We start from the raw sequence: 12,829 nt of genomic DNA, 5'->3' as shown, positions 1-12,829 counted from the left end.
CCCGCGGCTGGAGTTCGTCGGCCCCGTCCACGCGCAGCGGCATCAAGGCTCGTTCGAACGGGGCGATCAGATCGTCGTAGGCGACGCGCAGGGCGCTGCCGGCGGCCCGGTCGACGGTGAACTCCCGGTCGGGAACGATCTCCCAGACCAGAAGGTCGGGCAGCTGCATCGCGAGGTACTGGCGCAGCCGGTCGACAGCTACCGGGATGTCGTTCTCGCCGCGTCTGGCGTGCTCGGTCTGGGGCACATGGACCCACCAGGCGTAATACGGGACGCCGTCCTCGGAGGAGTCGTCGTCGCAGCACTCCTCGTACACGCAGCCCAGCGAGGCGGCCAGCTCCGTCATCGGCTGCCTCGTACGCTCGGCCAAGTCTGGCTCCGCCCCGGCGCGCCGCTGTGGGTCGTCGACGCTGATCCGCCACACCACCCACTCGAATTCGTCCCAGTCGGCCATGTGCTCCAGCCCGCTCCCTGCTTCGTCTCCGCCAAAGGCCAGTACATCAAGGGCTGCATCGGCCGCGTGACCGTTCACGTACCCCGGCCCCCGTACGAGGGAACGGGACCAGTACTGGCCCCCCCGCTGTCCTGCCATCCGGGTACGTGTCCCGCTGCTGAGGAACGCGTCCAGTCCCCGCCGGCCGTCCGGTGTCCTAACACCGGTGTCCCTCGATCCGAAAACACCCGCCAAGAAACAGGCCGTGAAGACCTCAGCCCTCGAACGGAGGCTCCAACAGTGGGTCAGAAAGGCGTCTTCGTACGGAGGTACGGAGCCGGGGGCCGCCAGGCCACCGGCGGCACGCCCGTCGTGCGGATGCCGGTCAGCAGACCGGTGAACCGAGGCAGCGCGACCTTGGAGGGACTGCTCGCGCCGCCGGTGGTGCCGGACACGTTCCGGCGCGCGCTGAAGATGGCCTCGCGCGAGCATCTGCGGGGGCCGGTCAGCGAGCTCTTTCCGCATCTGCTGCGGCATGCGTGCGCGGCCCGTCCGCGCTCGGCGTGCCGCCCTGCGCGCCCTGCACCGGCTCAGCCTCATCGACCACACCCCCGACGCCCCCACCAGGCCGTCCGCGTCCACCAGCTCATTCAGCGCGCTACCCGCGATGCGCTCACCTCCGACCAGCACGACGAGGTTGCCCTCACCGCCGCCGACGCCCTCACCGCCGCCTGGCCCGCCATCGAACGCGACACGACCTTCGCGCAAGCCCTCCGTGCCAACTCCGACCCTCGTGAACGGCGGGTGGTAGCTCACGCAGGCTTGCCCGGAACGAAGGCGGGCTCCACCGCACGCGGGCCAGGCCGTCGGCGAGTTCCCGTTCTTCGGGCATCGGCGTCCACGTCCCAGCCTGGTACTCCTCCATCAAAGACAGGGCGGCACATTCCAGGACGTTGGCTTTGCGAGTCGTCGTCACGAGCTGCCAAACGACATCCCCGCCGCTGGCGGCACGGCGCGGCCGCCCGGCCCGGGCACGAACGCAGTTAAGGGACTGGCGCGTTGTTACAGGCGAGCGGCACCGTTCGGGTGGTGGCGCGGGGTGGCGTGTGGGGTGGGTGAGGGTGGCGGGGGTGGGGAAAGTGTGGGCGCCGCCGGGGAGGGTGCACAGGCCACGTGATGGCCCGTCGGGTGCGGCGGGATACGTGGACCCTGCAAAAGACTGTTTCCGTCATGTCCTGCTTTGGTAACGCAAACAGTGTCTTTCGGGATGTGATGGCGTGTGGCGGTGAAAGTGATGTCCCTCGGCACAACGCCGGGACATTCGCACCATCGGTACGGCCGCTTCCGTGCCTGTACGAAGGGGGATCCGCATGTCCCATTTCATCACCGCCTTGGCCGCCACCGCCCTGGCCTCCAGCGCGCTCGTCGCTGCTGCCACCCTGCCGGCCACCGCCGCCGGCCACGACGATCACGACCGCTACGAGCAGCGTTCGTCTGTCGTGCTCGGCTCCATCCAGTACGACAGCCCCGGCTGGGACAACCGCTCCAACCGCAGCCTGAACGCCGAGTGGGTCACCGTCACCAACACCAGCCGGTACGCGGTCAACCTGGGCGGCTGGACCCTGTCCGACGCCGGCCACCACACCTACCGCTTCGACCACCTGCGCCTGGCCAGCCGGCAGTCGGTGCGCGTCCACACCGGCACCGGCCGCGACACCCACCACGACCTCTACCAGGACCGCCGCGCTTACGTCTGGAACAACGACACCGACACCGCGACCCTGCGCGACGACCGCGGACGCACCATCGATGTCACCTCCTGGGGACGTCAGGGTGGCGGCCACCACCACTGACCCGACAGGCCGCCCGGATCCGGGCGAGCCCAGCCGAGCAGCCCTGTGGCGCGTGACAGCGGAAACCTCGCCGTCACGCGCCACATCCCCACCTCCGTCGGCCTGGAGGGTGGCCCGTGCCGCTGAACGACGTGTGCCGACACGAGCCGGCAGTCTCCTGAAGGGAGACTCCTCCACCCCAGTCACCCTGGTGACTTGCCCTGGCGACCCGCGATGTCCACCGAGGCGCCCGCCGACAGCAACACCTCCAAGGCCAGCCGATCCTGGGCCTGAACGGCGGCATCAGCGGCGTGGGCCACAATCGGCAGGCGGATGAGGCGTCCGCGGGGGCCTGGCGCAGTCGGCCGCTACGCGCTGGAACACAGGAACCTTGCTGTCCACAAGGACACTGCACTGGGTTCTTTCCGGCTCTCCGGCGGGGAACGGGCGGGTGGGGAGGTGTACAAGAGCCCCGGAGGGATTCCGGTTGGGCGTAGTGGCCCTGTGGGGCTACGGTGCGGATCATGGGCTGGAGACCATGGCGCCGGGAAGACCGCGCCGAACCGAACGGCGGCCGGGAACGGTTGCCGGATACGACGGTCCTCGCGATCGTGGCGCAGGGGCTGACCGAAGTGTCGGGCGAGCCGTGGCGGGTGGCGGGTGCCTGCGTGGAAGGACCGGGAACCGCCGCAGTGGTGCTCGGGGACGACCACCCAGGGTCGCCGGGCCACTTTGACCTCGTCTATCTCATCGACCGCAACCGCCCGCAGGAGACCGCCGTACCCGACTGCGTCACCGGGCACGGACCCACGTCCGAGGCCAAGGCCCGCTCCGGGGTGACGGCCTGGGCCACCACCACCGCAGTCACGCTGCTCGAACTCACCGCAGGGAACGGGGCGTTCGCCACCCACATGACCGGATCCTCGCCCGACGGCATACCCGGCTGGCACGTCATCCACGGCGGCATCATCGGCCTGGGCAGCGGCACCGACCGTGCAGCCGTCCAGGAATGGGCCGCCGACCACCCCCTCCTGCCCGCCTTGGCCGACGTCCTGACCGCCGACACCCTCCCCCGTGACCGGCTGATCGGCGTGAAGATGTTCTTCGGCAGCCGCGCCGGCCACGAAACCGCCGAAGTCCGCGTCCACGGACAGGTCCACGACCAGGCCACCCGCGCCCTACGCGCCCTGCCCTGGCCGCGCCAGGCAGCCGACGCGGCCTACGCCCGCACCTTCGTACTCCTCGTCCACCCCGAACGGCCGGCCTGACCACGTAAGCGCCCCGAGCCGCAACGGCACCTACCCTCGCCACAAAAGTGCAGGGGTGTACTGCCGTCAGCAGGGTGAGCGTGCCTCGGTTGCTGGGACACGCAGCCGGGGCGGAAGAATGACCGCTGTGAGCGACGTCGAGTTGCGTGATCTGCTGAGTCGGGACTCGCCAGCGAGGTCGCCTGTGGAGCAGGCAGATCGCAACTGCGCGCGCCCGCGGTGCGGGGCAGCGGTGCGAGAGGCTCTCGACGCCGCCGTCGCAGCTCCGTGCCGACCAGGACTGACGTTCCATCGGCCGGCCGATGGAACGTCAGTCCTGGTCGGCAGCCGTTTTCTCCGGAGCGGTGTAGAAAGGCACCTGACGGTAGACGGAAAGGGCGGGATCGTTAGCCTCAACCCGCAGCGGCGCCTGCGGGCAGAGGAGAAATGTGCCCAGTCTGCGTTCTTCACCCGCGAGCCACTGCGCCTGGCTGAGCATCCCGCCACCCACTCCCGCCAGCGCGAGACCCGCCGGTACCCCCGTGCCGAAGGCGATAAACAGCCCAACAATCAGCCCCGTCAACAACGGCACCGTCAACGGCCTGGACACGGCCTCAAAGGCATCCTCGCGCGCTACGACCGTCGCCCCGTACGGCACCGGCGCGGCCCGGTCCAGCCGCTCCTGATACCACGCCCGCCGCCTTGGTCCGCCGAACCACCCGAAGGGCACCCCGAAGATCACTACCGCCACAACGGCGATCCCAGGAGCACTGAGTCCCCCCGTGCTCCCGAGCGCCACAGGCAGTGAACTGGCCAGTCCCGCCAACATCGTGAGCGACCCCAGAGTACGAGTCGCGGAGACCACCCCGACCAGCGCAGGCCGAGTACCCATGCGTTCCTTCCCGACTGGCGTTCGACTCCGAGCAGCATAGCGGTACCACAGAGCCAGCCCCGCCGACCGCACAGCGGCTACTCCACCGGGAGCACCCATTCACGCGTACGGCCCGCCAGGCCAGGTGACCCTCGACCCAGCTCGCCTCCGCGCGTGAGGACTCGGCGGCGAGCGCGTCGACCAGCTGCCGCAACGCGAGCAGTGCGGCGTCGGCATCCGTGACGCCGGCGGACTCAAGAACCGTCGTCGCCGGATCGAGCACGTCGACCAAGCGTCCAGCCCTGGGCGGGCCAGCCGGACCCTGGCGGCGTGGCTGGCCCTCGCGCCGGGCAGCATGTTCCCGCCCTCGTGACGCGCCCCGTATGGAGACTTGATGCGAACCGCCTTGCGCTGTACCCCTGTCCTCGTGTTGTCGGCGGTGCTGCTGACTGGCTGCAACATTCCCGTCAGCGGCAGCGATGCGAAACCGTCCGGCACAGCGGCACCCGCGCCCAGCGGATCGGCGCATGCCCTTCCCGTCGGCGCCGGCCCGCAGACCCACTACACCGTCCAGGCGCAGCCCGCGGCCGGGTCGTGCCACTACCGGTATGACCACAAGGAGCCACTGCCCGACCCGGTGTGCACCCCGGGCGCCGTCTCACCGGCGGTCACCCAGGCGAACCTGTCGACGACGATCTGTCGGAAGGGCGGGTACACCTCGGGGATCCGGCCGTCTGCGTACATCACGGGCAAGGAGAAGGCCGCGAACGCCAAGTCGTACGGCTACACCGGCTCCTTCCGGGACGCCGAATATGATCATCTGTTGAGTCTTCAGCTCGGCGGCGACCCCAACGACTACCGCAACCTGTGGGTCGAGGCCCCCGACCCGGGCCACCGCACCGGCGCCGGCCCGAACAACAACAAGGACAAGGTCGAAAACCGGCTCCACACCGCGGTCTGCAACCACCAGGTCACCCTCACCGCCGCACAGCAGGCCATCGCCACCGACTGGACCACCGCCGAGACCGTCCTGGGCATCAGCCCCCAGTAGCCTCTCTCCGACTGCGAGGTGACGCGTCCTGGGGTGGGATGGAATCAGCGAGGCTCGGTCGGCCCTCGACGTACCGGGCCTCCTCTCCTGACCGAGGGCACTGGTCCGCAAGGCACCTGCCGAGGTCGCCGCCGTAGCGTGTGGCTGGCCAGGGATCCAGATCGTGGCGCGTGGAGATCGGGAAGTCCGCCCGTTGGGGCGGCTTGAGCGGCTGCGCGGTGGGGGCTGTTTCACCATGCGTCGCGGATAGCCTGCCCGTCCCCCTGGACCCGGCCTCCTGGTCGGTGCTGCAGCGGTGCCTGATCCATCGGGAGACATGGCGGACCGACAACCCCCATGTCATGGTCACCAAAGGAACAAAAGCCGGGCGGAGCCCGGCCTCAACTGCCTATCTCTCACACGTTCTTGACCGTTGCGGCTTCCCGCCCCGGATGATCCGCAGCACCCGTCTCCTCGACCTGGTCAACACCATGGATCCCAAGCTCGTCGCCGCCGCCTTCGGCATGGACCCGCAGGCCACACTGATCTACCTGTCCGACCACATCGACGAGACCCGAATGTCGCGGTGGGAGATCTCCCAGCCCTGATCCCCGGTCAGAGTTCGTATGGGTAGAGAGCGACATTCTCGCGCTCGATATAGAGCTCGACCCAGGTGCCCTCGATTCCGTCGGGCAGCGGAGCTGCCAGATCCAGCAGGATCACGGTGCCATCCAAGTCCAGAATGCCGGCACCGTCCTCCATGAGGTTCAGCCGTCCTTGCAGGACAACACAGTGTCCGCCGGGGCGGATCTCGGGATCGGTACCGACAGCCGCCTTGGCGTTCCGCCCCCAGAAGGTGTCCTCATCGACTGTCCACTCCACGTGGTACTCGCCCGGTCCAGCAGTCGGCTCCCCACACCAGCGCACCGCAGTACGGCCGACGGGCGTCTTGACCTGAGCCAGCAAGGGGCTCCCCGGGAACTTTGCGATCTTCTCTACCTCAACCAGCACCGTTCGATGATGCAGCACCCACCTCGCCGGTGGAACCCGTGCTGTTTAGGCACCACCTGGCACGGGTTCACCGGAACATATGCGCTTTCGAGGGATGGATGTTGCTGGTGACTGCGATGGAGCGGCGTTCGTAGGCGGCGTCGGTGATGCGGTAGAACGCCTCGGCGGCGTCCTCGCCGGCGGGTAGCATCCCGAGTTCGTCGATCTATGTCCGCATAGATCGACGAACTCGGATACCTCCCCCTGCCCGGCGACGGCGCCGCCGCGCTCTTCCAGGTCATCAACACCCGCTACCTCAAAGCCAGCACCATCTTGACGACCAACGTCGGCGTGGCCGACTGGGCCACCGCCTGCGGCGACGCCACCGTCGCCGCAGCCATGCTCGACACCGCGCCTGCATGTCCGGGGTGAGGCACTCCGGGTGCAGCCAGAGCGGAGGATCCCGGGTCGGTCAGAACGGATGAGGGTCGGCGGGCGCCGTGCTCTGGTCCTGTTGCGCTGAGCCGGAAGCGGGGCCGCCGCTCACGGACGGCGGCCCGGCCTGCGGCGCCGCAGCGTTGCGGAATGTCTTGGTCACCGCGGCCGTTGCGTACATCAGCGAAGCGGCGATCTCCTCGGCGTCGATCTCGACGACGGTACGGCGCTGGCCCTCCTTGTCGTCGAAGGTACGCTGCTTGAGGCGACCGGTGACGATCACCCGCATCCCCTTCGTCAGCGACTGCGCGACGTTCTCCGCGGTCTGCCGCCAGAGCGAGCAGCGCAGGAACAGTGGCTCCCCATCATGGAATTCGCCCCGCTCCCGGTCGAAAACACGGGGTGTGGAGGCGACGGTGAAGCCGGCCACGGGGATACCGGAGGCGGTGAAGCGCAGCTCCGGGTCGGCGGTGAGGTTGCCCACCACGGTCACCAGCGTCTCGCCTGCCATCCCTGCCGCCCCTCACGTCCCTGTCCGCACTTGCCCTACCGTACCGCCGCCGCGTCCCGGTACGGGCTGGTGGCGGGGCTCGGCGGAAGGGCTGGCCGTGCCCGGTGCGATCATGGCGGGGTCCGCTGTCTTTAGGGAGGGAACACGCCGCATGTCCAAGAAGTCCCCGGCCCGTCGCCTGCGCTCCGGCCCGGACCGTGACAAGCTCGCTGCCGAACTCAAGGCCCAGTACGAAGCGGGGGCCTCGGTCCGGTTGCTCGCCGAGTCCACCGGCCGCTCCTACGGCGGGGTGCACCGCCTCCTCACCGACGCCGGCGTGGCATTCCGCTCCCGTGGTGGTGCCCGGCGCCGGCAGCCGGACGCGTGATCCGCAATCCGCCGCACCGGATGAAGGGCGGGGTCCAACTCGGCGCCACCGCGCCCGGCGAACGAGGCCCGTTCGGTATGTGGGGCGAGGAGCCGGACGGCGAAGACGGACCGGCCCCGGGTCGTCACGCTCCCGGGCCGCAAACCGATGCCCCCTCTACCCCTCTACAGCCGCCAGGCGGCGGGGACCAGATACGGGTGCGGCTCCCGCCCGGCAGGGAACACAGAGCACGGCCAGGCCGTGAGCGCGAAGGTCCAGCCCCGGTACCTTCCGGCGCGGACCCTCGTCAGCGCGGCTCTGCCGGGCCACGGCCGGACTGGCGGCCTGCAGCAGGCCGTTGATCTGGTCTGGGGTCATGGCGTCGTAGTCGTCCCACGGCTCGCCGCCGCGCAGATGCTCGATGGCGTCGCGCCCGCCAGCTCGCAGCCGCCCTGCACGCAGCCCTCCCCGGCGACCTGGAGCCCCTGGCTGCGATCTCTCGCGCCCACGACAGCATGTTCACCTAATCGGTAACACCCCATGACAGTCGCCCAAGCCGGATCTTCCCATGTCAGCAACACGGCCACCACGACCACCTCAGCGACCAGGACAAACAGCCCGAGACTGCAAGCCTCACCGCTGACAACACCGCCCCTGAGCCGTCGCGGCCGACCTTCCCGCCTGTGCCCCGCGGCACCCCGTTCGGCCGCATCGGCGCAGTACGGCCGGGCTGCTGAATCAAGAACCCGCAGGTCACGCTCGTGCCAGCCACCCTCAAAAGATTTACACCCAACGGCATTCGCAGATGTTGGCAATGCTCCAGTGTCGATTGTCCTGACGTGTTTGACGTTGCGCCACGGGGTTGTAACAGGCGCCGACCTGGGCTGATGTCCATGCCAAAGTCGGTGCTGCCGCCGGTGGTTGCTTCCGTCCGGGGGCGGGATCGGACTCATCGCCACCGGGGCGACACCGTCGAAAGCGAAAGAGGGACACCATGCGTAACAGGACCGCTCGTTGGGGCTTGTCCACTGCCGTGCTCGTCGCCGCGGGGCTGGCACTGACCGCGTGCGGGCCCAACAACGCAACCTTCGCCACCGGATCCTCCACCAGTTCGTCCGCCCCCACGAGTTCCGCACAGCCCAGCACCCAACCCATTGCCAAGAGCAGCCAAGGCTCCGCCAACGCCACGCCGTCGGGCACTCCCACGAAGCCTGGGGTGCGCTGCACCGACCAGATCAACTACGCGGGAGACCCGAGGTCCAACGCCGAAATCAACACCATCGGCGAGCAGACCGGCCACTGCCCACCAGTGTCCGCCTCCGCGGGGAGCGGCGTCGCCAACGCGGGTGACCACAGCACGATCGTCGGCACGCTGCAGTACCTCGCGCCCGGCAAGCTGATCGTCAAGCCCCAGAGCGGCGACACCGACCAGGCATTCTTGGTCTCCAACGCCACGCAGATCCTCGGCGCGGCCGCGATCTGCTCCGACACCGACGGCCGCGTGACCATCGGCGACGACGGCTACGGCACCTCGAAGTGCACCGTGGACCAGCTGGAGACGGCTGCGAAGACCGACAGCGTGACCGTCCGCGTCACCATGAACCCCCAGTCCGGCGGCGCCGAGACGGTCGAGGAGAAGTACCACCCGTAAGCCCCCGCACCCCGCGCCATGCGCGCCCCGTGGGCCTCTCCCCGACCTACCGGAAGCGGGGACGCCCGGCCGTACTGCGCCGATGCGGCCGAACGGGGTGCCGCAGGGCACAGGCGGGAAGGTCGGCCGCGACGGCTCAGTGGCGGCGCATCGACTCGATCCATACGAAATCGCAGGTGGGCCAGACCCTCAAAAGATCTGCACCCATTCGGAATCAGGAAGCAGCCTCCAGCAGGTGGGGGCCGTTGTTTACCGGGAGCGGGGACGCCCGGCCGTACTGCGCCGATGCGGCCGAACGGGGTGCCGCAGGGCACAGGCGGGAAGGTCGGCCGCGAACTCCTGCGTGCTGCCCCGGCACAGACCCGCGATCGACAAGGCCATCCAGGATCCGCGGCAACTGCTGACCATTCGGCCTCTATCCGAGCCTCAGAAGACCGCCCTGCACCAGGAGATCGGGAACCTGACCCGGATGCATGAGCAGAGCACGCAGGCCCAGGCATGACCGTCACGCCCCAAGCCCTGGCCGCCCTGGAGGCTGCCGCCGACCGACTGCTGGCCGCTTCCCCGCTCCGAAGCGACGGAAGCCTCACCATCGCGGCCCTGGCTCGCGAAGCCGGCCTCTCCCGAGCTACTGCTTACCGGGCCACCGAGATCATCGAGACCTTTCGACGGCGCGTCGACGAACGCGGAGACGGCCCGAACGTCCCGGACACCTTGCGCGAGCTGATCCGCGAACTCACCGGAGAGCTCCGCGAGGCTCGACGGGCCCGACACGAAGAGATCACCGATCTTCGGCGATCGGTGGACACCCTCGCCCAGCACGTCCAAGCGCTGACCCTCGACAACCAAGCCCTCCGCGCTGAACTCGGCCTACGCGGCAGCATCAGCACCCTGCCTGCAGCGCGACACGATGGCGGGAAGATTGAAGGCAGACCCGACGGGACCGGATGACTTCCTTGTTACGACGCCGCGGGAGTGGAGTGCAGCACGTCAAGAACTTCGCGGTGCACGTGGCCATTGCTATAGATAGCGGCCCCTGACGAGATGCTGTGCTTCCCGTCCAAGTCGCTGACCATCCCTCCCGCCTCCTCGACGATCGGAACGGCGGCGGCGATGTCCCACGGATCGGCTCTCACATGGAAGAAGGCATCCACCACTCCGGCAGCCACAAGCATGGCCCCGTGGCAGGCGCCATCCCAGTTCGACAGCGGCCCACCGTCCGCGCTCAGCTCGATCAGACGCTCACCAGCAGCAGCGCGTTGCGGCGGCACCCAGGAAGCGATTGGCCAGACAGCGATCGTTGCCTTGTCGAGCGTCGCGATCGAGCTGACCGCCAGCGGCTCCTGGCCCCCCTGATCTCCATCGACAGCTGAGCTGGTCCACGCGCCAGCTGAGCGCGTTGCCCACCAGCGTCGCCGGAGCGCTGGCGCGGAGATCATGCCGGTGACTACCTGGCCGTTCGCCTCGACTGCGAGGAGAGTGCTCCACTGAGGTCGGCCAACCGAGAAGTTGGCCGTTCCATCAATCGGATCGAGAATCCATCGCCGTGATGAGTTCCCCTGCCCTCCGAGTTCCTCGCCGATGACGAGGTCGTCGGGCCGACTGCCCCGAAGCCGGTCGCGGAGGGCCTGCTCGATCTCGCGATCGGCCTGGGTGACCGGGCTGCCGTCAGCCTTGGTCTGAGTGGGCACGGTTCCTGCGGCGAAATACCGCAGGGAGATGCCATCAGCTGTGTCAGCCAGCTGCTGGATGAGCTCAAGATCCTCGTTTGCGGTCACGGGCACCAGAGTTTAGGTGAGCTCTGAGAAGGGGAACCCCTCCGCCTTCGTTACGACCGCTCGTCACCCCAGTCCATGAGACAGCTCATCCCCAATTTGGGTGAACCTGGCATCCGCCCCAGAGAGGCAAATCCTTTGGTGAGACAGGGATCTGCCCGCATAAGGATGTCGAGCACCACCACGTCCCGGTCGACGAGCGCGGCCGCGGCCCACCTCTGGCGTTCCTCGGCCGCCCGCCGCTCCCGCTCGCGACGGCTCAGTGGCGGCGCATCGACTCGATCCATACGAAATCGCAGGTGGGCCAGACCCTCAAAAGATCTGCACCCATTCGGAATCAGGAAGCAGCCTCCAGCAGGTGGGGGCCGTTGTTGCGGACGTTGTTGACCGCGGTGGACACCGGGCGGGCGGCCAGGTGCCCGTCGGCGGGAGCGGTCAGCAGGGCGCGGAGCTCGTCGACGTCCTGGTGCTCGGGGTCGAGCCAGGTGTCGTAGTCGACGGCGGCGATGGTCAGCGGCATCCGCGGGTGGACACGGCCGGCTGCGTCGGTGGCCTCGGTGGTGATGATGGTGCAAGTCGCCCACCACGCGCCCGGGTCGTCATCGCCGGCGACATCGCGATCGCGCCAGAACTCGTACAGCCCCGCAAAGGCCATGTCCTGGCCGCCCTCGGGGCTGATGAAGTACGGCTGCTTGTAGGCCTTGGAGTCTTCGGTGGCCGGGACTGCGACCCACTCGTAGAACCCGTCCGCGGGCAGCAGGCAGCGGCGCTTGGCGAAAGCCCGACGGTAGGCGGGCTTCTCGTGCACCGTCTCCACCCGCGCATTGATCATCTTCGAGCCGACACTCAGGCTCTTCGCCCAGGACGGCACCAGCCCCCACCGCAGCGGCCGCAGCTGCCGGTCCAGGGCCCCCGTCTCACGGTCGGCGCCTTCCAAGACGGCCCACACATCATTGGTCGGCGCGACATTCCAGTTCGGCGCTACGAGCGCTTCCGGGTTCCAGTCGGTGACCCGGAACTGCTGGACCAGGTCCTCAGAGCGTCGGGTGGAGACATAGCGGCCACACATACCCCCCCACCTTGCCACGGCGCGCCCCGGCGGCTGCGCGAGGGCTGGACCACTGGTCTGCGCCCGCACCTCGCCGCCACGGCACGGCGTCACCCACACGGATGGACCTGCCGCGCGGCCTCACCCAGAGAATCGAAATCCGCCCGCGCCTTCCGGGCAGCTGCGGCGCAGCAGTGGCACGAGCGCCTCAGCCATGAAGAGGCAGCGCGGGTCCTGGCGTAAGACGGCACCGGTCGTTCTCCCTCACGCCTGGTCGGTGAGGTTCGGCAGCAGCACCTTGAGGTCTCGGGCGACCCGCTGGGCCAGGACGGCGGGATCGTTGGCGGTCCACTGGTGGGCCACGCCGATGGCGTCGGCGGCCTTGGTCCTGGTGGTGCTCTTGCGGGGGAATGAGCCGGAGGTGACGCGGGCCGTGAAGGTGGTCGGGGCCGGCGGGCGGGGCAGGAACAGCAGCGGGTGGTGGGGGGTGAAGCCGAAGTGGCCCAGGCGGGCGGTGGGTTCTTCGTCGAGGAGCTGCGGCTCGGTCCACAGTCCGACGGTAACGACGATCCACGCATGAGGGGTGTCCGGGTCCTTGCACAGCCACAGGTCGAATGTGCCGGCCAGGTGCTCTTCCCACTTCCAGACCTTTGCCCGCGG

Annotated in this window: 16 protein-coding genes and 1 pseudogene; 8 read left to right on the top strand and 9 right to left on the bottom strand. The window is 68.9% G+C overall.

Annotation, left to right across the window (positions count from 1 at the left end; genetic code table 11):
- On the bottom strand, positions 1-454 hold a 454-nt coding region (locus EFK10_RS14745; protein ID WP_127356149.1), incomplete at its 3' end, for a hypothetical protein.
- Positions 455-738: 284 nt separating this feature from the next.
- Positions 739-888: a hypothetical protein gene (locus EFK10_RS47415; RefSeq protein ID WP_164836004.1), complete on the bottom strand. Its 150-nt coding sequence runs from the start codon at positions 886-888 to the stop codon at positions 739-741.
- Positions 889-1,803: 915 nt separating this feature from the next.
- Here EFK10_RS47415 and EFK10_RS14735 point away from each other — a divergent pair.
- The gene (locus tag EFK10_RS14735) at positions 1,804-2,286 is read left to right on the top strand and encodes a lamin tail domain-containing protein (RefSeq protein ID WP_127356148.1); all 483 of its coding nucleotides are present in this window, start codon (positions 1,804-1,806) and stop codon (positions 2,284-2,286) included.
- A gap of 503 nt (positions 2,287-2,789) precedes the next feature.
- The gene (locus tag EFK10_RS14730; protein ID WP_127356147.1) at positions 2,790-3,533 is read left to right on the top strand and encodes a DUF6348 family protein; all 744 of its coding nucleotides are present in this window, start codon (positions 2,790-2,792) and stop codon (positions 3,531-3,533) included.
- Between the two features lie 310 nt (positions 3,534-3,843).
- Here EFK10_RS14730 and EFK10_RS14725 read toward each other — a convergent pair whose 3' ends face one another.
- A complete protein-coding gene (locus EFK10_RS14725; RefSeq protein WP_127356146.1) occupies positions 3,844-4,263 on the bottom strand; it encodes a hypothetical protein in 420 nt (139 codons plus the stop codon).
- 514 nt (positions 4,264-4,777) lie between these two features.
- On the opposite strand from EFK10_RS14725, the gene EFK10_RS14720 reads away from it, so the two are divergent.
- Both EFK10_RS14720 and EFK10_RS50155 read left to right on the top strand, forming a co-directional pair.
- The gene (locus tag EFK10_RS14720) at positions 4,778-5,434 is read left to right on the top strand and encodes a hypothetical protein (RefSeq protein WP_127356145.1); all 657 of its coding nucleotides are present in this window, start codon (positions 4,778-4,780) and stop codon (positions 5,432-5,434) included.
- 431 nt (positions 5,435-5,865) lie between these two features.
- Positions 5,866-6,021: a hypothetical protein gene (locus tag EFK10_RS50155; protein WP_240677224.1), complete on the top strand. Its 156-nt coding sequence runs from the start codon at positions 5,866-5,868 to the stop codon at positions 6,019-6,021.
- 7 nt (positions 6,022-6,028) lie between these two features.
- Here the strand turns inward: EFK10_RS50155 and EFK10_RS14710 are convergent, their stop codons facing one another.
- A complete protein-coding gene (locus EFK10_RS14710; protein WP_127356144.1) occupies positions 6,029-6,424 on the bottom strand; it encodes a hypothetical protein in 396 nt (131 codons plus the stop codon).
- Positions 6,425-6,491: 67 nt separating this feature from the next.
- Positions 6,492-6,614 carry a hypothetical protein gene (locus EFK10_RS52050; RefSeq protein WP_265737511.1) on the bottom strand — a complete coding sequence of 41 codons (123 nt, stop codon included), beginning with the start codon at positions 6,612-6,614 and terminating at the stop codon, positions 6,492-6,494.
- Positions 6,615-6,643: 29 nt separating this feature from the next.
- Between EFK10_RS52050 and EFK10_RS14700 the strand changes: the two genes are divergently transcribed.
- Positions 6,644-6,835: an ATP-binding protein gene (locus EFK10_RS14700; RefSeq protein WP_265737512.1), complete on the top strand. Its 192-nt coding sequence runs from the start codon at positions 6,644-6,646 to the stop codon at positions 6,833-6,835.
- Positions 6,836-6,890: 55 nt separating this feature from the next.
- Here EFK10_RS14700 and EFK10_RS14695 read toward each other — a convergent pair.
- A pseudogene (locus tag EFK10_RS14695) lies at positions 6,891-7,349 on the bottom strand (single-stranded DNA-binding protein); the annotation flags it as partial.
- A 151-nt stretch (positions 7,350-7,500) separates the two neighbouring features.
- On the opposite strand from EFK10_RS14695, the gene EFK10_RS14690 reads away from it, so the two are divergent.
- The 3 genes from EFK10_RS14690 to EFK10_RS14680 all read left to right on the top strand — a co-directional run bounded on the left by EFK10_RS14690 (position 7,501) and on the right by EFK10_RS14680 (position 10,297).
- On the top strand, positions 7,501-7,716 hold the full coding sequence (locus EFK10_RS14690; RefSeq protein ID WP_127356142.1) for a helix-turn-helix domain-containing protein: 216 nt from the start codon (positions 7,501-7,503) through the stop codon (positions 7,714-7,716).
- A gap of 973 nt (positions 7,717-8,689) precedes the next feature.
- Positions 8,690-9,346 (top strand): hypothetical protein, encoded by a 657-nt coding sequence (locus EFK10_RS14685; protein WP_127356141.1) that lies wholly within the window; start codon positions 8,690-8,692, stop codon positions 9,344-9,346.
- Between the two features lie 498 nt (positions 9,347-9,844).
- Positions 9,845-10,297 carry a hypothetical protein gene (locus EFK10_RS14680; RefSeq protein ID WP_127356140.1) on the top strand — a complete coding sequence of 151 codons (453 nt, stop codon included), beginning with the start codon at positions 9,845-9,847 and terminating at the stop codon, positions 10,295-10,297.
- An 8-nt stretch (positions 10,298-10,305) separates the two neighbouring features.
- On the opposite strand, the gene EFK10_RS14675 is transcribed toward EFK10_RS14680, so the two are convergent.
- The 3 genes from EFK10_RS14675 to EFK10_RS14660 form a co-directional block, all read right to left on the bottom strand.
- Entirely contained in the window at positions 10,306-11,124 is an 819-nt protein-coding gene (locus EFK10_RS14675; RefSeq protein WP_164836003.1) for an inositol monophosphatase family protein, read from the bottom strand.
- A gap of 334 nt (positions 11,125-11,458) precedes the next feature.
- On the bottom strand, positions 11,459-12,190 hold the full coding sequence (locus tag EFK10_RS14665) for an SOS response-associated peptidase (RefSeq protein ID WP_127356137.1): 732 nt from the start codon (positions 12,188-12,190) through the stop codon (positions 11,459-11,461).
- 243 nt (positions 12,191-12,433) lie between these two features.
- Positions 12,434-12,829 (bottom strand): hypothetical protein (locus tag EFK10_RS14660; protein ID WP_164836002.1); only part of this gene is annotated, 396 nt, incomplete at its 5' end.

The organism is Streptomyces soli (assembly GCF_003999195.1).
Taxonomy (GTDB): Bacteria; Actinomycetota; Actinomycetes; order Streptomycetales; family Streptomycetaceae; genus Actinacidiphila; species Actinacidiphila soli.
Note: the sequence above shows the minus strand (reverse complement) of the source record. Positions and strands in the feature narration are given on the sequence as shown.